21 protein-coding genes and 1 tRNA gene are annotated in these 23132 nt (G+C 62.1%); 15 read left to right on the plus strand and 7 right to left on the minus strand.

The genetic code is table 11. The annotated features are described in order from the left end of the window. The first annotated feature begins 202 nt into the window (after positions 1-202). From NKH31_RS14805 to NKH31_RS14825, 5 genes are all read left to right on the plus strand, one after another. The gene (locus tag NKH31_RS14805) at positions 203-2923 is read left to right on the plus strand and encodes a DNA-directed DNA polymerase (RefSeq protein ID WP_254862563.1); all 2721 of its coding nucleotides are present in this window, start codon (positions 203-205) and stop codon (positions 2921-2923) included. A gap of 273 nt (positions 2924-3196) precedes the next feature. Then, the gene (locus NKH31_RS14810) at positions 3197-4105 is read left to right on the plus strand and encodes an ABC transporter ATP-binding protein (protein WP_254862564.1); all 909 of its coding nucleotides are present in this window, start codon (positions 3197-3199) and stop codon (positions 4103-4105) included. A gap of 56 nt (positions 4106-4161) precedes the next feature. Then, positions 4162-5592, plus strand: a complete 1431-nt coding sequence (sufB, locus tag NKH31_RS14815; protein ID WP_254862565.1) for a Fe-S cluster assembly protein SufB — start codon at positions 4162-4164, stop codon at positions 5590-5592. A 2-nt stretch (positions 5593-5594) separates the two neighbouring features. After that, positions 5595-6812, plus strand: coding sequence for a Fe-S cluster assembly protein SufD (gene sufD / locus NKH31_RS14820; RefSeq protein ID WP_254862566.1), 1218 nt, complete (start codon positions 5595-5597; stop codon positions 6810-6812). 211 nt (positions 6813-7023) lie between these two features. After that, on the plus strand, positions 7024-7947 hold the full coding sequence (locus NKH31_RS14825; RefSeq protein ID WP_254862567.1) for a hypothetical protein: 924 nt from the start codon (positions 7024-7026) through the stop codon (positions 7945-7947). Positions 7948-7972: 25 nt separating this feature from the next. Here NKH31_RS14825 and NKH31_RS14830 read toward each other — a convergent pair whose 3' ends face one another. After that, a complete protein-coding gene (locus NKH31_RS14830; RefSeq protein ID WP_425492324.1) occupies positions 7973-8713 on the minus strand; it encodes a universal stress protein in 741 nt (246 codons plus the stop codon). Between the two features lie 29 nt (positions 8714-8742). Next, positions 8743-10179 (minus strand): APC family permease, encoded by a 1437-nt coding sequence (locus NKH31_RS14835; RefSeq protein ID WP_254862569.1) that lies wholly within the window; start codon positions 10177-10179, stop codon positions 8743-8745. 129 nt (positions 10180-10308) lie between these two features. Between NKH31_RS14835 and NKH31_RS14840 the strand changes: the two genes are divergently transcribed. From NKH31_RS14840 to NKH31_RS14855, 4 genes are all read left to right on the plus strand, one after another. Continuing rightward, entirely contained in the window at positions 10309-10803 is a 495-nt protein-coding gene (locus tag NKH31_RS14840; protein ID WP_254862570.1) for a M41 family metallopeptidase, read from the plus strand. A 28-nt stretch (positions 10804-10831) separates the two neighbouring features. After that, positions 10832-11254: a metal-dependent transcriptional regulator gene (locus NKH31_RS14845; protein WP_254862571.1), complete on the plus strand. Its 423-nt coding sequence runs from the start codon at positions 10832-10834 to the stop codon at positions 11252-11254. 130 nt (positions 11255-11384) lie between these two features. After that, positions 11385-11457: transfer RNA gene (locus tag NKH31_RS14850), tRNA-Gln, on the plus strand. Between the two features lie 168 nt (positions 11458-11625). Beyond that, the gene (locus NKH31_RS14855; protein WP_254862572.1) at positions 11626-12243 is read left to right on the plus strand and encodes an METTL5 family protein; all 618 of its coding nucleotides are present in this window, start codon (positions 11626-11628) and stop codon (positions 12241-12243) included. 19 nt (positions 12244-12262) lie between these two features. Here the strand turns inward: NKH31_RS14855 and NKH31_RS14860 are convergent, their stop codons facing one another. Then, complete coding sequence (locus tag NKH31_RS14860; protein WP_254862573.1) at positions 12263-14230, minus strand: rhomboid family intramembrane serine protease; 1968 nt, start codon at positions 14228-14230, stop codon at positions 12263-12265. Positions 14231-14397: 167 nt separating this feature from the next. Between NKH31_RS14860 and NKH31_RS14865 the strand changes: the two genes are divergently transcribed. Then, complete coding sequence (locus NKH31_RS14865) at positions 14398-14679, plus strand: DNA-directed RNA polymerase subunit L (protein WP_254862574.1); 282 nt, start codon at positions 14398-14400, stop codon at positions 14677-14679. Positions 14680-14733: 54 nt separating this feature from the next. On the opposite strand, the gene hisF is transcribed toward NKH31_RS14865, so the two are convergent. After that, positions 14734-15549 (minus strand): imidazole glycerol phosphate synthase subunit HisF, encoded by an 816-nt coding sequence (gene hisF / locus NKH31_RS14870; protein ID WP_254862575.1) that lies wholly within the window; start codon positions 15547-15549, stop codon positions 14734-14736. Between the two features lie 118 nt (positions 15550-15667). Here hisF and NKH31_RS14875 point away from each other — a divergent pair, with 118 nt between their 5' ends. Continuing rightward, positions 15668-15829: a DUF7550 family protein gene (locus tag NKH31_RS14875; protein ID WP_254862576.1), complete on the plus strand. Its 162-nt coding sequence runs from the start codon at positions 15668-15670 to the stop codon at positions 15827-15829. Between the two features lie 8 nt (positions 15830-15837). On the opposite strand, the gene NKH31_RS14880 is transcribed toward NKH31_RS14875, so the two are convergent. Then, complete coding sequence (locus NKH31_RS14880) at positions 15838-16050, minus strand: ribbon-helix-helix domain-containing protein (protein ID WP_254862577.1); 213 nt, start codon at positions 16048-16050, stop codon at positions 15838-15840. A 214-nt stretch (positions 16051-16264) separates the two neighbouring features. Continuing rightward, complete coding sequence (locus tag NKH31_RS14885; protein ID WP_254862578.1) at positions 16265-16564, minus strand: hypothetical protein; 300 nt, start codon at positions 16562-16564, stop codon at positions 16265-16267. A 199-nt stretch (positions 16565-16763) separates the two neighbouring features. On the opposite strand from NKH31_RS14885, the gene NKH31_RS14890 reads away from it, so the two are divergent. The 3 genes from NKH31_RS14890 to menD are packed head-to-tail and all read left to right on the plus strand — an operon-like array spanning position 16764 to position 20556. Then, the gene (locus NKH31_RS14890) at positions 16764-17354 is read left to right on the plus strand and encodes a sulfite oxidase-like oxidoreductase (RefSeq protein ID WP_254862579.1); all 591 of its coding nucleotides are present in this window, start codon (positions 16764-16766) and stop codon (positions 17352-17354) included. Between the two features lie 32 nt (positions 17355-17386). Continuing rightward, a complete protein-coding gene (locus NKH31_RS14895; protein WP_254862580.1) occupies positions 17387-18751 on the plus strand; it encodes an isochorismate synthase in 1365 nt (454 codons plus the stop codon). Continuing rightward, complete coding sequence (gene menD / locus NKH31_RS14900) at positions 18748-20556, plus strand: 2-succinyl-5-enolpyruvyl-6-hydroxy-3-cyclohexene-1-carboxylic-acid synthase (RefSeq protein WP_254862581.1); 1809 nt, start codon at positions 18748-18750, stop codon at positions 20554-20556. Before NKH31_RS14895 ends, menD begins: the two co-directional genes overlap by 4 nt. 49 nt (positions 20557-20605) lie before the next feature. Here menD and NKH31_RS14905 read toward each other — a convergent pair whose 3' ends face one another. Continuing rightward, the gene (locus tag NKH31_RS14905; RefSeq protein WP_254862582.1) at positions 20606-21607 is read right to left on the minus strand and encodes a DnaJ domain-containing protein; all 1002 of its coding nucleotides are present in this window, start codon (positions 21605-21607) and stop codon (positions 20606-20608) included. A gap of 97 nt (positions 21608-21704) precedes the next feature. Between NKH31_RS14905 and NKH31_RS14910 the strand changes: the two genes are divergently transcribed. Continuing rightward, the gene (locus tag NKH31_RS14910) at positions 21705-23129 is read left to right on the plus strand and encodes an amidohydrolase family protein (protein WP_254862583.1); all 1425 of its coding nucleotides are present in this window, start codon (positions 21705-21707) and stop codon (positions 23127-23129) included. Positions 23130-23132 lie beyond the last annotated feature (3 nt).

Consider the following 23132-nt stretch of genomic DNA (forward strand, 5'->3'; position numbering starts at 1 on the left):
GTGAAATAGCGGTTCGAAATGTGAAATTTATCGGAGCTGAGATCGCTCACATCCGGTGATAGTCCCGCTCATCCACGCAGGACACCGGGTCCGATCGATTCGCAACGATCAGTTCGCCGGCCTGTATCCGTAACCGGTATTTCGACGATGTGACTCCGGCGAGTGGCTGGGTTTATACTACCGGCCACCAAATCGCGGGACAATGAGCGACGAGGCCCAGCAGGCCCTCGGGGACTTTTCGACCACGACGGAACTGCGACCGGACGAAGAAGCAGCGCACGTGGCCGGCGGGGGCCGCAACACCGCGGCGACGGTTCTCGATCCACAACGTGAAACGCTGCCGGACAGTCAGGGGACGGTCGAACTTGCGGTGATGCAGGTCGATTACACCGTCGCCGGACGGGGTGCCGAGGAATTTCCGGTGATCCACGTCTTCGGACGGACTCCCGAAGACGAGTTAGTGCACGTGCAAGTGATCGACTTTCGACCGTACTTCTACGCACCGACCGAGAGCGTCGACGACGAGCGACTCGCGAGTTACGATCGGATCACCGGGTGGGAGGATACCGACGAGTATGGCGATCCCTACGAGAGTATTCGGGGCGAGCGATTGACGAAGATATACGGTCAGACGCCGCGCGATGTCGGTCAGATCCGAGACGAGTTCGAACACTACGAGGCGGACATTCTCTTTCCGAACCGGTTTCTCATCGACAAAGACGTCAGAAGCGGCATTCGCGTCAGCGATCGGCGCGCATCCGACGGCTCGATTATCGTCCCCCACGACGAGATCGAGTCGGCTGACGTAGACGCCACCCCCCGGGTACTCACGTTCGACATCGAAGTCAACGACCGCGCGGGGTTTCCCGAAGAGGGGGAAGAACCGATCATCTGCCTCGCGAGTCACGACTCCTACCGTGACGAGTACGTGCTGTGGATCTGGGAGGCAGACGAGGGTGACGGGATCGTTCCCGATGCGTTGCCCGGCTACGATCCGATCGAAGGCGAGATTGCGTACGACGTTCGATCGTTCGAGACAGAAGAGGCGATGCTGGAAGCGTTTCTCACCTACGTCGAATCCACCGATCCCGACGTCATGACCGGCTGGAACTTCGACGATTTCGACGCGCCGTACCTGCTCGACCGACTCGACGAGCAAGACGGCCCAGATCACGAGTTCGACCTCGATTCGAACCGCCTCTCTCGACTGGGGGAGGTCTGGCGGAGTAACTGGGGCGGTCCGGACGTCAAGGGACGTGTCGTCTTCGACCTCCTCTACGGCTACCAGCGGCGCGTCTTTAGTGAACTCGATTCGTACCGACTCGACGCGGTCGGCGAAGTCGAACTCGGCGTCGGAAAGGAGCGATATCCCGGTAAGATCGGCGACCTCTGGGAGGACGATCCGACACGGTTACTGGAGTACAACCTCAGGGACGTCGAACTCTGTGTGGAACTCGATCGCCAGCAGCAACTCATCGCGTTCTGGCGCGAGATGGCGACGTTCGTCGGGTGTAAACTAGAAGACGCGCCGACGCCCGGCGACGCGGTCGACATGTACGTCCTGCACAAAGCCAACGATCGCTGGGCGTTGCCGTCGAAGGGCCAGCAGGAGGCCGGCGACGAGTACGAAGGCGGGGCGGTGTTCGATCCCATCACGGGCGTTCGCGAGAACGTCACCGTCCTCGACCTGAAGAGTCTGTACCCGATGTGTATGGTGACCGTCAACGCCTCGCCCGAGACGCGGGTTGATCCCGAAACCTACGACGGTGAGACCCACGTTGCACCCTCGGGCACACACTTCAGGCAGGAGCCAGATGGCGTTATGCGCGAAATGATCACGGAACTGCTCGCAGAACGCGAGGAGAAGAAGTCGTTGCGAGACGAGCACGAACCGGGCTCACCCGAATACGAGCAGTTCGACCGCCAGCAGGGGGCGGTAAAGGTCATCATGAACTCGCTGTACGGCGTGTCTGGGTGGGAGCAGTTCCGCCTCTACGACAAGGAGGCCGCGTCGGCGATCACGGCCACGGGCCGTGAGGTCATCGAATTCACCGAAACGGCGGCGGTCGAGCTAGACTATCAGGTTGCGTATGGAGATACTGACTCGGTGATGTTGGAGCTCGGTTCGGGCGTCTCGACGGTGGAGGCGCTCTCCCAGTCGTTCGACATCGAGGAGTACATCAACGATCGATACGACGACTTCGCGCGCGAGACGCTCAACGCTGAGGACCATCGATTTCAGATCGAGTTCGAGAAGCTCTACCGGCGGTTCTTCCAGGCGGGTAAGAAGAAACGCTACGCCGGTCACATCGTCTGGAAGGAGGGCAAGGACGTCGACGACATCGATATCACCGGCTTCGAGTACCAGCGATCGGACATCGCACCGATCACCAAGGAGGTACAACACCGCGTGATCGAGATGATCGTCCGCGACGGAGACGTCGAGGCGGTCAAGACGTACGTGAATGAAGTAATCGAGAAATTCCTCGACGGTGCGGTGGATCTCGACGAAATTGCGATTCCGGGCGGAATCGGAAAGCGCCTCACCGAGTACGAGACCGACACCGCCCACGTCCGCGGGGCCAAGTACGCGAATTTGCTCCTCGGGACCAATTTCCAGCGCGGGAGCAAGCCCAAGCGGGTGTACTTAGATCGGGTTCACGACGACTTCTTCCAGCGAGTCGAGGCCGAAGAGGGGCTGGACCCGGCCGAGAACGGCGTCTACGAGGAATTTAAACGCAATCAGGACGTTATCTGTTTCGAGTACGACGATCAGATTCCTGGCGAGTTCGAGGTGGACTACGAGAAGATGTTAGAAAAGACGCTACAGGGACCGATCGAGCGAATTCTCGAAGCGCTCGGCATCTCGTGGGAAGAGGTCAAATCCGGCCAGGAACAGACCGGATTGGACAGTTTCATGTAACTCACGGTGATCCCGCGTCGGTACGGATCGCACACTGGAGTACTCACTCGACGGGCTCCGCTCGAGATTGTTCGTAGATCGGATTCCATCGAACGCTCCACCGGACGCTGGCACGGAAATCGAAAAGAATTTTTCTCTATAAGAAAACTAATTACGCATAAATCGTCAATGAATTCCGGTTGGGTCCAATCATTGTTTTTTGAGAGGCACCGGAACCAATTGAATACGAAACCGTTATCAGTCATCCGACCCTTCGATTAGCCGACTGACTCTATGGCACGTTTAGAACTTCGAAACCTTCACGCGGAGGTCGCAGAAACCGGTGAGTCGATCCTCGAAGGCGTCGATCTAGAGGTTAATTCGGGCGAGATCCACGCGATGATGGGACCGAACGGAAGCGGCAAGTCGACGACGGCGAAAGTGATCGCCGGCCACCCCGCCTACGAGGTTACCGACGGCGAGGTGGTGATTCACCTCGGCGAAGACGAATTTGGCGAGGACTTCGAAATCGACGAGGACCAGCGAACCTGGAACATCCTCGAACTCGAACCGAACGAGCGAGCCGCGCTAGGCGTGTTCCTCGGATTCCAGTACCCCGCCGAGATCGAAGGCGTCACGATGACGAACTTCCTGCGCACGGCGCTCAACGCGAAGATCGAAGAACGTGAGGAACTGTTCGAAGAAGGCGAGTCGGACGACGACGAAGCGGACGATGCGGGATACGAAACGTCGCCGATGGAAGGCCCAGTCGACGAAGGCGAGATCGGCGTCGCCGAGTTCCAGGAGATCCTGCGCGAGAAGATGGACCAGCTGGACATGGACGAGTCGTTCGCCCACCGCTATCTCAACGCCGGGTTCTCCGGTGGGGAGAAAAAGCAAAACGAGGTACTGCAAGCGGCGATCCTCGAGCCCTCGATCGCCGTCCTGGACGAAATCGACTCGGGACTCGACATCGATCGGCTCCAGGACGTCTCGAACGGCATCAACGCCCTCCGCGACGAGCAGGGCACGGGGATCCTTCAGATCACCCACTACCAGCGGATCCTCGACTACGTCGAGCCCGACCGCGTTCACATCATGCTCGACGGCAAAGTCGTAAAGAGCGGCGATGCCAGTCTGGCCGAGCAGTTAGAGGACCGTGGATACGACTGGGTCCGCGAAGAGGTCTACGAGACCGCGTAATCGAATTCGGCTAGACAAAGGGTCTTACCGTTACGGACGCAACTACAACCAACAACATGAGCTCAGAACAAGATCACCTAAAAGAGACGGACACCGAGGAGCGCTTCTCGTTCAAAAACGAACACGAAGCGGCTCTCGTCTCCGAGCGTGGCCTGACCGAGGAGACGATCAGGCTCATCTCGGAGGACAAGGACGAACCGGAGTGGATGCTAGAGCGACGCCTTCGCGCACTCAAGCTGTTCCAGGAAATGCCGATGCCGACCGACTGGCCCGGACAGCCCGACCTCTCTGAAGTAGACGTCGACAAGATCGTCCCCTACATCCGCCCCGACGTCGAGATGCGGGAAGGAACCGACGACTGGGAGAACCTCCCGGACGAGATCAAAGATACCTTCGACAAGCTCGGCATTCCGGAAGCCGAACGCAAGGCGCTCTCGGGCGTCGGCGCGCAGTACGAGTCCGAGGTCGTCTACCAGAACATGCAGGACCAGTGGGAGGAGAAGGGGGTCGTCTTCATGAACATGGACCGCGCGGTCCAGGAACACCCCGAGATCGTCAAGGAGCACTTCATGACCTCCTGCGTCCCTCCGTCTGACAACAAATTCGCCGCGCTTCACGGCGCAGTCTGGTCAGGCGGATCGTTCGTGTACGTCCCAGAGGACGTCACGGTCGAGATGCCCGTCCAGGCCTACTTCCGCATGAACTCCGAGGGGATGGGTCAGTTCGAACACACCCTCATCGTGGCCGAACCCGGCAGTGAGGTCCACTACATCGAGGGCTGTTCGGCACCGAAGTACTCGGCGTTCAATCTCCACAGCGGAGGCGTCGAGGTCTTCGTCAAAGAGGACGCACACGTCCAGTACTCGACCGTACAGAACTGGTCGCGAAACACCTACAACCTGAACACGAAGCGAGCTATCGTCGAGGAAAACGGCACGATGGAGTGGATCTCGGGCTCGATGGGCTCGAAAGCCACCATGCTCTACCCGTGTTCGATCCTAAAAGGGCGCGGCGCGACCGACACCCACATCACGATCGCGTTCGCCGGCGAGGGTCAGGACATCGACACCGGCGCGAAGGTCTACCACAACGCGCCAAACACGAAGTCGACGATCGAGTCGAAGTCGATCTCGAAGGACGGCGGCCGTACCAACTACCGGGGCCTCGTCCACATCGCCGACGGTGCCGAGAACTCCTCGACCGCCGTCGAGTGTGACGCGCTGATGTTCGACAACGAGTCGACGTCTGACACCATGCCGTACATGGAGATCGAAGAGTCGAAAGTCGACGTCGCTCACGAAGCGACCGTCGGCAAGATCGGCGACGAGGACATCTTCTACCTCCAGTCGCGCGGACTGGACGACGACGACGCGAAGAAGATGATCGTCGCCGGATTCATCGAACCGATCACGGAGGAACTGCCGATCGAGTACGCAGTCGAGCTCAACCGACTCATCGAGCTCGAGATGGAGGGAAGCCTCGGGTAACCATGAGTACGCAGGTACACGCTACGCTCACCGACGAGACGGTCCGGAAGATCAGCGACGCGAACGACGAACCCGAGTGGCTCATCGAGACTCGCCTCGACGCGCTCTCGGCGCTCGACGATCTCGAACTGCCCCACGTCATCCAGACGCCGGGTCGATCCTGGACGAACCTGGAGGCGCTCGACTTCGAGTCGCTCGTCGACCCACTGACCGCGGCCGAAGAGAAGGACCTGGTCGGTGACGATGACGTCGTCGTCACCACGCTCGCCGAGGCCGCCTCGGACGACGAGTACGCGGATATCGTCCGCGAGAACTTCGGCAGCATCGTCGATCCGCAAGAGAACTTCCTCACCGCGCTCTCGACGGCGCTGTTTAGCTCCGGGACGTTCATCTACGTGCCAGAGGGCGTCGACGCCGAAGACGTGAAGATCCGCACCGAGATGAACTCTCGGTCGCTCTTTAACTATACGCTCGTCGTCGCCGAGGAGTCTTCGACCGCCACGATTTTAGAGCGCCAGTATTCCGGCGCGGAACTCGACGAAGACCGATACTACAGCGCGGTCGTCGAGGTCGCTGCGGGCGAGAACGCCCACGTCCAGTACGGCTGGCTACAGAACCTCGATCAGGATACGTACAACTACACGCTAAAACGCGGTCGGACCGACACGTACGCCACGATCAACTGGATCGAAGGCAACCTCGGCTCCCGGCTGACGAAGTCAGCCGTCGAGACGACCCTCGACGGCAGTGGTTCCGAGAGTCAGATCGTCGGTGCGTTCTTCGGTCACGAGGATCAACACTTCGACGTCAACGCCCGCGTCTGGCACCGTAACGAGCACACGACGGCGGACCTCGTCACCCGTGGCGTCCTCGACGACGAGGCGCGCTCGGTCTACGAAGGGGTTCAGGACGTCGGTCGAGACGCGTGGGATACGAGCTCCTACCAGCGTGAAAATACGCTTATGCTTTCGGACGAGTCGGAAGCCGACGCCAGTCCGAAGCTCATCATCAACAATCACGACACCGAGGCGAGTCACTCTGCAACCGTCGGGCAGGTAGACGCCGAGGAGTTGCTCTACATGACCTCGCGTGGTATCGGGGAGAAGGAAGCAACCGACATGTTGGTGAAAGGATTCTTCGTCCCCGTTCTGGATGAGATTGCGATCGACGAGTTCAGAGACGATCTCGAATCGCTAATCACGGCACGACTCGACGAATAACGCGAGCATCATTTCGTTCGAATCGGTTTCGAACATTTTCTCGTGACCACTTTCGTCACTGATTCCGGTTAATCCCCCATTTAGTCACTTCCATCACCACCTGTAACAGTAGCTCGACGAGTGGTGTTGCATCGACTAACTGCACAGATTTCATATCATTTCTCCCCGTCTGACGGGTATTTTAGTAGGGGTAGCACGTAGCCGTAGATCAATGCAGACACTGTCGCTCGAACTCGACGAGGAGACGATGGAGACGCTCGAGGTGGAGCGGTCACTCATCGGGTTCGAGAGCCGTGCGGCGTACGTCCGCTGGATCATCCAGCACCGAGCAGCGATCGAGCAGGAGGCGGACGCCGGCGAGGTGCTAACCGCCTACAGTGAACGGATCGCGAAACTGGAGTCGCGCCTGGCGTCGATCGAAGCGGACGACGACGGACCGGAGTTACCGGCAACTGGAGACGCTATCGGCAGTTCAGACGACATTCGTCCGGAAGATGGCTCGGAACCGACGGAGGCCACGTCCGGAAAACGCACGACTGCGGACGGTGGATGGACGTCGACGACGACTGGTGAGTCTTCGATCGGGGAGAATTCGAACGGCTCTCAGCTAAGCGCATCTCCGTCGTCAGTGTCCGAGGAGATCTGTGCGACGAACCTGCGCCCCGAACGGGTCGAGCGGATACGCGACGACGCGCTATCGGACGACGCTGGCGTGCTCGGCTCGGTCGAGGGCGATCGGTTAGACGAACTATCGCGCAGAGCGGTGGCGAAGACGCGCGAAACGCTAAATCGCGACGTCGAAACCGGTCTCGAGTATCGATCGTCGACTGACCTGGCCGATACCGCTGGTGACATCCGGCCGGGTGACGACGTCGCAGACCTCGATTCGATCGACGTACCCGGACGGTCGGGGGATCTGGTCGACCAGCGTCGCGAGCTGGTCGGTCGCGCACTCGCGCACCTGCGCGACGAGGGAGCGGCCCGGAAATCCGACTTCGTCGACGCGCTCTACGAGGAGTATCCCGCGGGATACGGCTCGCCCGGTGGCTGGTGGCGCTGTCTGAAACGCGGGTTAAAACAGGTCGAGTCCGTCGGAGGCGGAGACGGCAGCCGAATCTGGCGGATCGACGAGTAACCCGACTCGTTAGATCGTCGTCGAATCACTCGCTTTTGTCGCGTTGGACGACCAGTATCGGCCCGAGAAATCGGGTTGCGAGCTGTTTCGATGGCATGCCGAAGACGAACGTCGCGACCGACGGATCGCTCTCGCCCATGACGACGGCGTCGTACTCCGCGGCGACCTCGGCGATCCGATCGATGCCACCGTCGACGTCGTCGATCACCTGGTCGAGGTCGTTCGGGTCGATCCCGCGTTTCGTTAGCCGATCTGTTACGCCATCGAGGAACGTTTTGGCGTCGTCGACCGTTTCCGCGTCGACGAGTCCGTGATACAGCGTAACGGTGACGTTGGAGGCGGCGAAGAGGCCGCCGACGACCGTCGCGATCCGATCGACGCCGATCGTCCCACGGATCGCGACGAGGACGTGAGCCGGCGGTTCACACGCGTTGGGGACGAGAACGGCGTGACACCTGTGCTCGGTACTTATCCGGTCTAAGGTTTGCTGTTCGGACCGCGTGAACACGAGTTTTCGCTCGACCGTCGCGCCCGCATCGGTGAGTGCTCGTTCGAACTCGCCGAGTTTACGCTGAGCACGATCCTCGAACTGCATACGTGCCTGTCCGGGTGGCGTCTGCTCGGGAAGGACGTGATAGCCGAGCAGGACGACGTGGGCGTTCGCCAGGAGTTCGGGGACGCCCTCCGGTAGCGTCTCTCCGGTGAGTACCTCGAGTGGCACGAGTACGGACGGTCGATCGTCGGGTCGTGACGGTTTCGCTGTCATGTTTCGATCGGATTCCTGTTTCGTCATACTCAGAACGCACCTCGCAGGTCGACGTCGGCGGCGTAATATCGGTACCAGAGGTAAGCGACGCACATAATGACGGTGCCAATGACGATCGAGACGCGGTCCATGAACGCGATCAGCGCGAAGCTGGAGACGCCACCGGCAACTGGGAGGATGGGGTATCCTGGCGCCCGAAACGTCGGTTCGTACCACTCGGGTGATCGGCGACGTAAGACGACGAGTGCGACGCAGATCAGTCCGTACATGACGAGGTGAAGGAAGGACGCGACTTCGGCGAGTATCCTAACCTGACCGGTTGCCGTAAGAACGAGGATCGGGCCACCGGCGAGTGCGAGTGCCACGTGTGGGGTTCCAAAGCGCAGGTTTACCTCGCCGGCTCGTCTCGGGAGCAGGGCGTCTCGACTGAGCGCGTACACGGTTCGCGAGGAGCTGAGTATCGACGCGTTTGCGCTGGAGAACGTTGCCAGTAGTCCACCGATGAGAATTAGTACCGCGCCGGGCAGCCCGGCTACTTCGCGGGCGACTTCTACGACTGCGGTTTCACCGGCGGCTTCGAGCGATTGACTGTCGAGAATCGCCGTAGAGACGAGTATCGTCACGACGTAAAAGATTCCGACCAGGACGACCGAACCGACCATCGCTACTGGTAGGTTTCGGCTGGGTTCTCTGATCTCACCTGCGACGGTGGCCACCTGTGCAAATCCGAGGTAGGAGGTAAAGACGAGTGCGGCGGTCGTGAGCATCGGAACGTATCCGTGTGGCACCATTGATTCGGTCGTCGCCGGCTCGCCGATGAAACCGACCGCGTCAATCGAGCCGTGGGTGAGAAATCCCGTCAGGATGACGAGTAAGACGATCACGACGACGTTCTGTATTTTGGCGGTGTGTTCGGTTCCGGCGACGCTGACGACCGTCAAGACGATGCCGAACCCCACCCCTAACAGGGCGGGTGGTGGCCCAACTGCGATGCCGACTTCCGCCGTGACCGCTGCGACGTACTCGCCCAGTCCGACGAGGTAGAACGCCGACGCGAAGACGAGGCCGAGCCAGAGTCCGAGCCCGACGATCGCACCGAACGCGGTATCCATACTCCGCGAGATGAAGAAGTAACCGCCGCCCGATCGGGGCATCGCCGTCGCAAGTTCCGACGTCGGAAGCGCAACGAGCATGGCGATCACCGCGCCAATGGCGAACGAGATGGCGGCGGCGGGTCCGGCTTCCCCGGCTGCGAGGCCCGGAAAGACGAAAATGCCCGCACCAATCATCGTGCCGATGCCGATCGCGAGGCCTCCGGTCAACCCGATCGTCCGTTCGAGTTGGGTTCCCTCGTCGTGAACGGTCGCCTCGGCATCGGGATCCGGATCGTCCAGCAGCGGTTTCTCCCCGTCGATGTTCGTCGAGGCGCCAGAATGGTCGCGCGGTGACGTCGCCTCGTCGTCCATACGCTCATTATTGGTTGCAAATGCCAAATGCGTACCGCCGGTGACCGGTTAGTCACCCTATTCGGTAGTCGCCGAGGGTTCGCGGGTCGGACGGTGGAAGTTAAGTAGGCCCGCCCCTGAATCTGGGCTATGAGTCTGGGACAGCGCGTGACGACGGACCACCAGCTCACCCGGCTGCTACAGATCGGGGTCGTGCTGGAGGAAGTCGTCGAATCGCGCGCCGCCCACCACCTGGAGAGCCTCCCCGAGGCCGAACGCGAGGCGATCGACGACGAGATCCGCGAACTGTTAGACGAGGCGGCCGACGAGTCTGCGGACCATCGTGATCGGTTGGAAGCCCTGATCGATCAACTCGATGCAGAGACGGTCTCCTACGAGGAGATAAACGCGCTCGTCGACGCTCGGTACGGCCCGCCGGAGGATACCGACGGCGTGTTGTACGATCAATTGTGTAACGAGGAAACGGCCTACAAGTTCTACGACGACCTGATCGCGGCTATCGAGGCGTCCGATGCGACGTACGCCATCGATCGAGCGGAGTTACTGGAGACGCTACGTGCGATTCGGGCCGAAGAGCGCGAAGGGGTCGAGGACGTGACCGACATTATGGAGCGAAGAGCATGAACGGGGCGACGTCACCGGGGGTGTCGAGATGAACACGGCCGATCAGTATCTCAAAGCGGTGTATCTAGCGCAGTCGGTCTCAGACGGCCCGGCGGCGACGGGACAGCTCGCCGATATGCTGGACGTCAGTCCGGCGAGCGTCAACGAGATGATCGGCAAGCTCGAAGCGCGGGAACTTCTAGAACACGAGAAGTACAAGGGAGCGACGCTCACCGATGACGGTATCGAGCGTGCAAGGGACGCGTTGACGACCTACTGCATCATCGAGCGATTTCTGGCAAACGTCCTCGAAGTCGAAAACTTTCGCGAGGAAGCACAAGCCCTGGAGGCAGTCATCGACGACACGGTCGCCGAGCGGTTGGACACGATCATCGACCGCCCGAGCGAGTGCCCTGACTGCTTCGATCCGGATGCGGACTGCTGTAAGTATCTGGAAGCCTGTCTGGAGTGATCGACTCCTCACAGCGGGTCGTGGTTTCGACCCAATCGTAGAATTACTCGTGGGGGAGGCGCATCTGGTTGGCTCCGGCCAAAAAGTAACACTATTAGGCTGTCACCGGATACCCTACTGATGCGAACGGAGTCCCGTGGTGTAGCGGCCAATCATCTGAGCCTTTGGAGCTCAGGACGGCGGTTCGAATCCGCCCGGGACTACTTCTATACGTCGACTCGCGCGCTCTCGAACCGTGGATCCTTCAGTTCGAGTCATCACACGTGTCGCGCCCTGGGCCATCTCAGCGTACGGCTACGACCGTGGTCAACGCTGCGAGTTGTGCTGACGTAACCGAAACCGATTCGTCGCCCACGCGTCTCATACCTGGTATGCACTCGCGGCGGGAACTGGCTCGGGCGCTGTCGGCAGTCAGTGACTTCGACCAGCCGATCGCTTCCCTGGAGCAGTATCTCACGTCGCCCGAACTGGCCTCGCACGTCTGTCACGTAGCTGAGATGGCAGGCGACGTGTCGGATCGGACCGTCGTCGACCTCGGGACCGGAACCGGCATGCTCGCTATCGGCGCTAGATTCGGTGGGCCGGATCGAATCGTCGGGATCGACGTGGACGCAGGGGCGCTGTCGACCGCAGTCGAGAACGAACGGCGGATATTTGCCGACCGGTCGATCGAGTGGATACGGGCCGACGCGACCCGTCCCCCGCTCTCGATTTCCGGTGTAACCGTCTTCTCGAACCCACCGTTTGGCGCCCAGAACGCTTCGTCTCACGCCGATCGAGCGTTTCTCGTCGCGATCGCAGATATCGCATCCGTCTCCTATACGATTCACAACGAGGGGAGCCGGTCGTTCGTCGAGTCGTTCGCCGACGACGTGGGTGCGTCGCTGACCCACGCGTTCGCGGCCGAGATTCCGGTCGGCCGGCGGTTCGACTTTCACACCGAAGACAGGCGCGACCTGCCGGTCGAGGTGTACCGAATCGAGTGGTGACGAACGTCGGCAGCGCGGCTCAGTTGTACGTCTCGACGGTGGCGATCACGACGCTGGTTCCGTCGTGTTCGGCGAACAGGTCCCCACCGTCACGAACGATGCTCACGCCCTCCAGTTCCACCGACTCGCCATCGTCGGGAACCGCTTTCGAGTCGACCGTTTCGTTATCTTCCCTCGCCGAGATCGAGAAGGTACCGTCGGACGACTCGACGGTGAATCCGTAGCTGGCGACGCGAGTTTCGCTGTCGACCGGGTCGGATTCGAACGCGAGAGTCGACGATCGGTCGTCACTCGACAACCAGACCTGATAGACCGTTTCGTTTCCGACGACGTCCCACCCCGTTCGCTCGGCGGTGACCGTCTCGCGCCAGCCGAGGCCGCCGAGTTCGACCGACTGCTCGCCGTAGAACGCGAGCCGATTCGCGCTGATCGCGTCGGTCCAGACGTTTCGGTCGTCGGACCAGACGATGACGCCGCTGGCGGTGACGGCCTCTCCGACCCCGAGGGCTTCGATGGGCGCGATCGACACGAGTTGATTCTCCACGCGCTCGTCGTACGTGACGTGATAATCTTCGACGGTGAGCGTCGAGTCGGTGTCGCTCGCGTCGAATGCGAAGGCGTTGACGAGGACGGCCGGGCCGGTGATCGCCGCGACGACGAGCAGGACGACGAGTAACGCCGTTCCGCGTCGAGAGAGGCGATCGAGTGCGAGTGTGCGACCGAGGCGATCGACGAATGGGGTTTGGTCTGCTCCGGGGTCGGCTCCACCGGACGGCTCGTCAACCATCGGTGTATCGACGGGAAGATCATCCCTGTCGTCGGGTGGCTCGATATCGGTGCGCTGTCCCGGCCCGGTCGAGCGTCTGGAAGGTAGTTCACGCTGTTCGACCTCGGGCGTATCGGTCGGCGGTGTGATATCGGCGAGCACGACCGGACCCGTCGCGTTCTCGGAGTCGTTCGAGCCGTCGGTAGCCGTCGATCGGGAAGCCTCGTTCGTATCGTGTGCACGTACTCCCGCGTCGTCCGCGCTCGATCGAGTCGGTAGTAGCGGACGGTCCGAGGCGACGACGGCGAGCGTTACGACGATCGAGAGGGCGACGATAACCAGCACACCGGGTCCTCGAAAGAGGTAGTAGACGCCTTCGGGACCGTACCAGTAGATCGCCCACAGTGATTTCGAGAACGCAAAGAGGACGATTGCCAGCCAGAGGTGCAAAGGGTCCGGCAGCGTCCGTCGGTATCGAAGCAAGGCGAGGCCGAGGAGGAATCCGACGAAAAAGCCGAGCGCGTGTCCCTGGATGGCGATCGTCGCCCAGGACGGGGTCGATGCTGGACTGGCTGTCGGTTCGGTCCAGACGATTGGATGCTGAACGGCTCGAACCGTCGTCGCGAGGGCGCCGTGTGCGCCGAGGACGCCGACGAGCGTCGCGATCGGATACCGGACGATGGCGAACCCGGCGAATGCGTAAACGACGCCGGAGAACCCGATGACCGGGCCGACGGCGAAGAGACTCGTCACCAGTCCGATCGCCAAGACGGCCCCCGGAAAGACGACGAACGCCCGAACCCGGGGATCTGTGGGGACGTACGGAAGCGTTCGTTCGCCGGTCTCTCGAGGGTTGTGCCCCCAGGCGTACTCGGCGATCGGTGCGACGACGAGCGCCCCGGTGAGATTGCCGATGAGGTGACTCGCATCGGCGTGTGAGAACGACGCCGTGAGCATCCCGAGCGGGTATTGATACGACCACGCGCGGAATGGGATCGTCACCGGCTCGCTCCAGGACGTCCACCCATCCTGGACGAACAGATAGACACAGAGGACGAATCCGACGACGACGAGCGATCCCCACGGGACGCCGAGATATAGTCTCGATCGAAGTGGCGCGAGCCAGTGGCGCTTGCGGTCCACTCGGTACATCGCATACAGGCTGCACGCGAAGAGGGCCACGACGCCGACCAGCATCCCCGCTTGCGCCAATCGCTGCATGTCTCCGTTCTTCGCTCCGATCGGCATACGCGTTTCCCTCCGAACGTTGTCGATGGCTGGCGTAGTCTCGTCAGCCGATGTCGTGGCGAAACTCGAGAACCGTTCGATCGATACCGTCGTGCGCTGGCTTCGAAAGGTACAAACAGCTAACTCGCACAGGTAGGGGTATGGAACTGCGGGTCACCGAACACACCGACGAGGAACTCGCCATCGAAATAGCCGGCGAGGACCACACCTTCATGAACGTCCTGAAGGGAACCCTGCTCGAACGAGAGGAGATCCGGGCGGCCACCTACGACATCAACCCAGAACAGTCCGGCGGACAGACCGATCCCATTCTGACGGTCAAAACCGACGGCAGCGTCGAACCGATCGACGCACTGGAAGCGGCCGCGGGCGACGTGCGCGAGAAGGCGGCGGCGTTTCGCGACGCGTTCGAGTCGGCCTGAACCGAATACAGCTCGAATCCGACGCGTGAACTAGCTTCAGGCGTGCCCGTCCGACTACCATCGAATCTCGATACCCCGATCTGCGAGGTACTCCTTTGTCGCTTCGATCGAGTAGCTGTCGAAGTGAAATATCGAGGCGGCGAGCGCCGCGTCCGCGTCGGCTTCAGTGAATACGTCGTACATGTCCGCCGGTTCGCCACAGCCGGAGGAGGCGATGACCGGTGTGTCGACGGCGTCACAGACCGCGCCCGTCAGCGCGAGGTCGTACCCGTCTTTCGTTCCGTCTCGGTCGATCGAGTTGACGAATAATTCGCCGGCGCCGCGTTCCGCTGCCGTTTCGGCCCACTCGATGACGTCGATTCCGGTCCCCTCGCGCCCCCCTTTTTTCGTACACTCGAACCAGCAGGATTCGCCGTCGACCTCGACGTAGTGTTCACCCACATCGTCGTACCGACGTCTAGCGTCGACGCTGATGACGATGCACTGACTGCCGAAGGCCGCGGCTCCCTCGCTGATCAGTTCCGGCCGCTCTAGCGCACCCGTCGTGATGGACACCTTGTCGGCTCCGGCGCGAAGCGTTTCGGCGATATCGTCGGTGGTTCGAATCCCGCCACCGACGGTTAGCGGGATGAACACCTCGTCGGCGACGGCCCTGACGACGTCGAGCATCGTTTCGCGACCCTCGGCGGAGGCTGTGATATCGAGGAAGACGAACTCGTCGGCGCCCGCTTCGTTGTATTCGCGAGCCATCTGGACCGGATCGCCCGTATACTGTAGGTCCTCGAAGTTGACGCCGGTGTAGACGGCGGGGGTTCCGTCTTCGTCGAGGTCGACGTCGATACAGGGGATAATTCGTTTCGTCAGGCCCATGTAGCGGATTATTCGTCGCCGCGGTAGTAAAGTCGTCCGGAATCGGTTCCGGCGGGCTCGATGGCGCCGTGGGAGCCGAGAGGTGTTTTTAAGTGTTCGTCGGCCGAATCGTTGAGCGATGACGGACGATTCGGACGAACCTGACGACGAGTCGGTAGCGGGAATACGAGAAACGGCGCCGATGAGCGAGTACGGCCGCTCGGCGGTCGGACTCGGCCTCATCGTATTTCTCATCGGAATGATCGTCGCCTTCGCACTACCGGTACTCGGGACGCTATAAGGGGGTTCTCAGAACACGTATTCGTCGTCGTGGCCCATCATACCGTCGTCTTCGAATCCGGGTTCTTCGTTCTGTTGCGGACCGCTCGTCTTGTAGGCCTTAATTCCAGTCGAGAGGAGATCTTCGACCGCTTCTTCGCGGTTTACGAACTCGCCGCGCTCGACCATCTGGGCGATTTGCATCTCGAGGTGTTCCGGGATCGTGAGCTCAACTTTCGGCATCTGACTCGGGTTTCGGTGGAGGGGTATTTAAGCCTGACGGGGATTCTACACCGGCGTATTGGAGGCCCCTGATACGGGTTTCAGTCCGCTTCGCCAGTCGGTTCCTCCCCGACTCCGTCGTCTCGGTCACGTCTCTCTTCCCTTCGATCGATGCTGAGATCTAGTTCGACGTCAGAAATAGGACGAGTGTACTCGATACGTCGATTTCTGGTGGTCAGTTATTGCCCATCACGGAGTCGATCGTTCGCTTGATCGTCGTTCCGGGTTGGGTGATCGTGTCCAGGCGTTGGCGCATCTGGCGCTGGTTGAAGTAGCTGGCGAAGGCCAGGATGGTCGGCGGCCAGAGCCCGACGAACAGTCCTCGCTCTCGATCACCACGCGCGAAAAAGTAGTACCACGAGAGCGCGACCGACGCGCCCGCGGCGATCAGCGCCGGACTCATGGCTTGTTGCCCAACTTCTTCAGCTGTTTCACCGGATACCTCCCGTTCACGGAGCTTTTGTCTGGTTGCCATACGAGCAATCCGTCGGCCAGCCCCGACTTGGTTATGTGACGGCTATCGGTCGGTGCAACTGGGTGAAACGGTCGCCACGATCGTTTCACCGAGTTTCACCGGCGCACGCGTCTCGTCAAATCGAACGTTACCTCGGCCACCGTCTCTCGAATGCACAGAAACCGCCACACATACGTCACCGAGACCCCTGGATAAACGCATGAAAGATCTCACCGACCTCTACCGGGACCACGGCGACGAGCGGCTGCCGCCCGGGCAGCGAGAGACGACGGCGTTTCCCGTCCTGAGCAAGGGAGAGACGCCGGCCGTCGACCGGGACGAGTGGTCTCTCGCCGTCTCCGGTGCGGTCGAATCGTCTCGGACGTTTTCGTTCGAATCGTTCAGCGAGCTGGGGGCCGAGACCCAACGACAGGATTTCCACTGCGTGACCGGCTGGAGTCGATTCGACTGTACGTTTACGGGTATCTCGTTTCCGACGCTCGCCGAAGCGGTCGACGTCTCCGAGGAAGCCACCCACGTTCTCTTTTCTGCGTCCGACGGCTACACGACCGATCTCCCGCTCGCCGATTGCATGCACGAGGGCGTCCTATTCGCCTGGGAATTCGACGGTGACCCGTTGCCCGACCCCCACGGCGGTCCGGTTCGCGTCGTCACGCCGCACAAATACGCCTACAAAGGGGCGAAGTGGGTGGACGGCGTCGAGTTCCTCACCGAACCGGAACTGGGCTTCTGGGAGAAACGCGGCTACTCGGAAACGGCCGACCCCTGGCGAGAAGAGCGATATAGTTAGGCTGAAGGTGGTTCCGTTCCGAGCACGTATCGATGGAGCGACCCCTCGGTGGTCGGGCAGCACTCTCTGATTCGACCGCTGATACAGAGACGCTGGTCAGTAGAAGTCGTTCGCTCACCGACGTCTCCCCTTGCGATCTCCTCGATTGTACCGTCCGTCCCCTCGTTCGGTGGCGCGCTCCGGACGGAATCGACGTCGTCGGTTGCGGGGAGGCCGCGAGACTCCGCGCGACCGGTCTCGATCGCTTCGATTCGGTTCGCACGCAGGCCTCGACGGTGTTCGAACGGATCGCTCACGACGGGCCGGCGATCGCACGGCCCCGTGCGTTCGGCGGCTTCGCCTTTCACGACGACCGGTCTCCGCCTTCGTCGAGTCCGTGGAACGGATTCGACCGGGCGCAGTTCGTCATTCCGCGCGTACAACTCACCGAAACCACCGGCGAGACCTGGCTCACGGTCGTCGACGCGCCCGAATCTATCGACGACGCGATCCGATCGTGGCACGATCGCGTTACCGATGGGACGATCGACCGTGAACCAGATCGATCACTCGGTGAGACGGCCAGTGGTCACCCCGCCGTCGTCGATTCGGTTCGTTCGACCGAAATAGGCGAATGGCGCGACCAGATCGAAGCCGCCATAGCGGACATCGAGTCGACACCGCTAGAGAAAATCGTCCTCGCTCAGGCACGGACGAACGACCTCGATCGACCGATTCGGCTCGCCGCGACGCTCGCCCAGCTGGGGCGTCGGTACCCGGATTGTTACCGGTTCGCGTTCAGTGGTCTCGGATCGGCGACGTTCTTCGGCGTTCCGCCCGAACGACTCGTCGCCAAGACGGATGAGAGGATCGATACCGAAGCTCTCGCAGGCTCGGCTCCCCGCGGATCGCTGCCGGCCACCGACGAAACCTACGCGTCGCACTTAGAGACCAGCCAGAAGATTACGAACGAACACGAACTCGTCGTCGAGTCGATCGAACGCCAACTCGAGCCACTCGCCGATCGGATCGACGTCGGCGATCGACGGGTCAAACGCCTGGCGACGATTCAACACCTTCGAACGCCGATATCCGGCACACTCGCCGGCGAGCGACACGTCCTCGACGTCGTCGAAGCGTTACACCCGACGCCGGCCGTCGGCGGCGTTCCCCAGCAGCGGGCCCTCGACGCGATTCGATCGATCGAGTCGTTCGACCGCGGCTGGTACGCCGCTCCGGTCGGGTGGTTCGACGCCGACGGCGACGGGGAGTTCGCCGTCGCGATCCGATCCGGCGTGGCGGCCGACCGTCGGATCACGCTGTTCGCCGGCAACGGCATCGTCGCCGGAAGCGACCCCGACGCGGAGTGGGACGAGGTCGAACTGAAGTTCAAGCCGATACTCGAGGAACTCAGATGAGCGCGCCCAACCGATCGACGCTGTGGGGGAAGATACTCGTCGACGAACTCGCGGCGGGCGGTCTCGATGCGGTATGTATCTCGCCGGGGAGCCGGTCGACACCGTTGACCGTCGCGTTCGCCGCTCACCCGGACGTCGAGGTTTTCTCACACCTCGACGAACGCGCCGGGGCGTACTTCGCGCTCGGTCGCAGTCGTCGAACCGGCAAACCAACGGCGATCGTCTGTACGTCAGGAACCGCGGTCGCGAACGTCCACCCGGCCGTTCTCGAAGCTGATAGCGGTCGCGTTCCCTTGCTTGTGCTATCAGCAGATAGGCCGCCCGAGTTACGCGACAGCGGCGCCAACCAGACGATCGATCAGCGCAAATTCTTCGGCGGTGCAGTTCGCTGGAGCGTCGATCTCCCCGAGCCGTCGGCCGTCGATCGGACGGTCAGGAGCCTTCGGACGACGGCGGCCCGGGCGCTGGCTCGGACTCGGACGGCGCCGTCCGGGCCGGTCCACGTAAACTGTCCGTTCACGAAGCCCCTCGAACCGGGTGCCGTGACGGAGGCCGACGTTGGCGGCGATATCGAGGCGGTCGACGAGCGAACGAGGCCGGTCCAGGCCGACGAATTCGAACACGAACGGGACGGTCCGTACGTTGCTTCGTCTCTCGGTACGGCCGAACTGGACGATCGAACGTTCGAAACGCTCGTGGACGATCTTACTTCGGCGACGCGGCCGGCGATCGTCGTCGGCCCCATCGGTCCAGGACTCGTCGCCCCAAAGCGGGAGTGGCGATCGGAACTGGTCTCACTGGCGGAGTCACTTGGCGGACCGATTCTGGCCGACCCGCTTTCCGGAGTGCGGTTCGGACCCTGGGCCGACTCTCCGACTCTCTGTTGTGCGTACGACGCCTACGTCGATCGAATCGCGTTCGATCCCGACTGCGTCCTCCGAATAGGCGGGCCACCGACGTCGAAGTCGCTCGTCCACGCGCTGCGAACGGCGAATCCGACGCAGTACCTCGTCGATCCCGCTGGTCACTGGCGAGAGGCGACGTTCTCGGCGACCGACCTGCTCGTCACCGATCCAGCCGGACTCGTCGCGCGTCTCGACGCGCGCGTGGGCGACGACACCTCGCCCGTTCCCGACTGGCTCGCTCGGTTCCGGCGGGCCGAGTCGGTCACCGCCTCGATTCACGACGAGGCCCTCTCGCAGTCGTCGCTCGAACGCGAGCCGTTCGAAGGGTCGATACTCTCGACGGTGTTCGAAACGACGCCCGATCCGGCAACTGTCTTCGTTTCGAACAGCATGCCGATCCGAGACGCCGATCGATTCGGCGGTCGACGTGAGGCGTCGCTGACCGTGCTCGGAAACCGGGGCGTCAGCGGTATCGACGGTATCGTCAGCACCGCCCTCGGTGCCGGGAGCGTCGACGACGATTCGCTCACGCTCGTGACTGGTGATCTGGCCTGTTATCACGATTCGAACGGCTTGCTCGCGATCGAACGAGCCGGAGTCGATGCGACGATCGTCGTCATTCACAACGACGGTGGCGGGATCTTCCACGCGCTGCCGATAGCGGACCACGATCCGCCCTTCACAGAACAGTTTTTGACGCCACACGGACTCGATTTCGAACCGCTCGCTGAGATGTACGGCCTCGAATACGCACGAACTGAGCCCGCCGGGTTTGAACGAGCCTACCGTGACGCACTCGACGCGGATGGCGCTCACTTGCTGTCGGTCGAGGTGGACGCAGAGACGAGTCACCGACGTCGGGAAGCGCTCGCCGAGATGGTTTCTCGGCGACTGGAGTGATCGTCGAGGTCGCGACCCGACGTTTGGAGCGGTCGCTGACCGTTCGGTTCTACGGTTTGAGTGCCCACGACACCGCGATCGCGTATCCGAGTGGGGTCCAGAACGCACCAAGCACAACGAGCCCGAGCCCGGAGATCGGTGAGATGGGACCGTAGAGTGCGAGCCACGCGGGTGCGAGTACGGCCCAGGTGCCGAACGCGACGAGCGCCACCCGGGGAAACGTGAGGAGGTACCCGACGAGGACGATCGTACAGAGCCCGACGATGGCGTTGACGCCGAGCGGGAACACCGGGGCGACGGTGGCAAAGACGAAGAGCGGGTAGAGCAGGGCGACGCAACTGATTCCGAGGAGCGTTGCGGGATCGAGCGTCCGGTGTTCGCTCGCGAGGTCGACTTCGTCGGTCCAGCTGTGAACGGTAAAGTCACTCGAGCGATCGTCGGACCGATCGCTTTCGACGGTTCGTCCGCTGTGTTCGGTCGATCCACTGGCGAACGGTTCGAACCCGTTCGACCGCGTCGAGCGGCCGCGATCGGTCGATTCCCGCGTTCGGTCGGATGCGCGTTCTCGTGACTCCCACCACCCCTCAGAACGCATCCGTCGCTGGCGTCGAGCCCGGTGTCTGGCGTGGTGACTCGGTCCTCCCTGCCGGTGGTGATGTGCTCCGTCACGTCGGCGGCGGTTTGTACTGGTGGCACCCTCTCGCTCGGTTCGTTCTCCCGCCTTCCGTTCGGAGTCGTTCGTCCGACCACTCTGGTCGACATCGGTTCGAACGTCGTGGGCCGACGCCGAATCCGCACTCGGTGTCGTCCCCGAGACTGCGGAATTCGAACGACAGTACGAATCGTGACCGATCCGGTCGTACCTGGCCCGTTCGATGGGATCACCGAGAACCGCGTGCGCGTCGCAGACGCGTTTGAAGGCGTCGGCCGCGTCGGGGGCGTCGTTACGGTCGGGGTGGGTTTCGAGCACGCGTTCGCGATAGGCGGCGTCGATCTCGTCGCTGGCGGCCTCGCGGCCGATCCCCAGGACGTCGTAGAACGTCTCGCCCATCCGATCTGTCTGTTTCTATCGTGTGATAAAAAACGAATCGGCGATGCGTGTGAATCGAACCCCGCAGTTTCTTCCTATTCGCTGCTAAGGCGTCGGTATGGACATCGTTATCCGAAATACGCACGCGCTGACGATGCGAGGTGGAGCTCTCGGCTCCATCGAGTCGGCCACGATCGGCGTCGACGACGGTGATATCGACGTAATCGGCCCAGCAGACGAGGTCGATGTTGTCGGCGATCGCGAAATTGACGGACGCGGGACCGTCACGTTACCCGGGTTCGTCGACGTTCACGCACACACTGGGCTCACGCTCCTTCGAGGGGGTGCCCAGGACGTTCCGGAGATCGAGTGGATGAACCAGACGCTCGGTCCGTTCGCGGAGGCGATGACCGAAGAAGATGCCGTCTCCGGGGCGCGTCTGGGCGTCCTCGAAGCAGTTAGATCGGGCGTGACGACCGTGGGGGAGTACGCGGCCGATGTCGCCCGACTCGTCGAGGAAGTCTACCTCCCGCTCGGTGTCGGCGTCGCGGCGGCCGAGACGATCAACGCCGTCGACAGCGATCGGGGTTCGCTCGGACCGGACGATCCCTATCCGATGGACGACGACCTGGCCGAAGCCGGACTCGAGCGAAACGAGGCGCTCTTCGACCAGTTCGATCGGACGGAACTGGTGACACCCATGTACGGCCCGCAGGCGCTGGACATGGTTCCGACGTGGCTCGTAGAGGAGGTACGGGATCGAAGTCGGTCACGGGGGCGGTCGATTCACATGCACGTCGCCCAGGGCGAGAGAGAACAGCGTCAGATCGAAGCTCAGTACGGCGATGATCGGACGACCATCGGCGTTCTCTCAGAACTAGGTGTGCTGAACGATCGACTCCTCGCGGCGCACCTCCACGGAGCGTCTCGGGCCGAGCGACGGTCGCTGGCCGACGCCGGCGTCAGGATGGCCGCGAATCCAAGTTCGATCGTGGCTATCGATGGCATCGTCCCGCCGATCGTCGAGTATCGCGACGCCGGTGGAACCGCCGGGATCGGCACCGATCAGGCCCCGGGTCCGGGCGGTCACGATTTCGTTCGCGAACTCCGAACCGCCGCGCTCGTTTCGAAGGCCGATCGCACCGACCCGACGGCGTTTCCGGCGTGGGAGGCGCTCCGCGTCGCCACCATCGAGGGGGCGGCAGCCCTCGGAATCGACGACCGCGTGGGATCGCTAGAACGGGGAAAGCGCGCGGACCTCCTGGTCTGTGATCTGTCCCACCCGTCCATCGCACCGACCGTCACCGATCCGTTCGAGACGGTCGTTCCAAATCTCATCTACGGCGCGACGAGCGAGGCGATCAGTAACGTCTTCGTCGACGGAACGCCGGTCGTAGAAGACCGCACGCTGGTAACGGCCGATTCCGAGGCGATCGTCTCCGACGCTCAGGAGCGCGCCGAACGCGTGTTCGAGGAGGCGGGTGACGCCTGGCGGGCGGCGGGAAGTCGTCTGGCCGGTCGGTTCGGCGACGGAACGCCCTAATCC

Source organism: Halovivax gelatinilyticus, assembly GCF_024300625.1.
Classification (GTDB): domain Archaea; phylum Halobacteriota; class Halobacteria; order Halobacteriales; family Natrialbaceae; genus Halovivax; species Halovivax gelatinilyticus.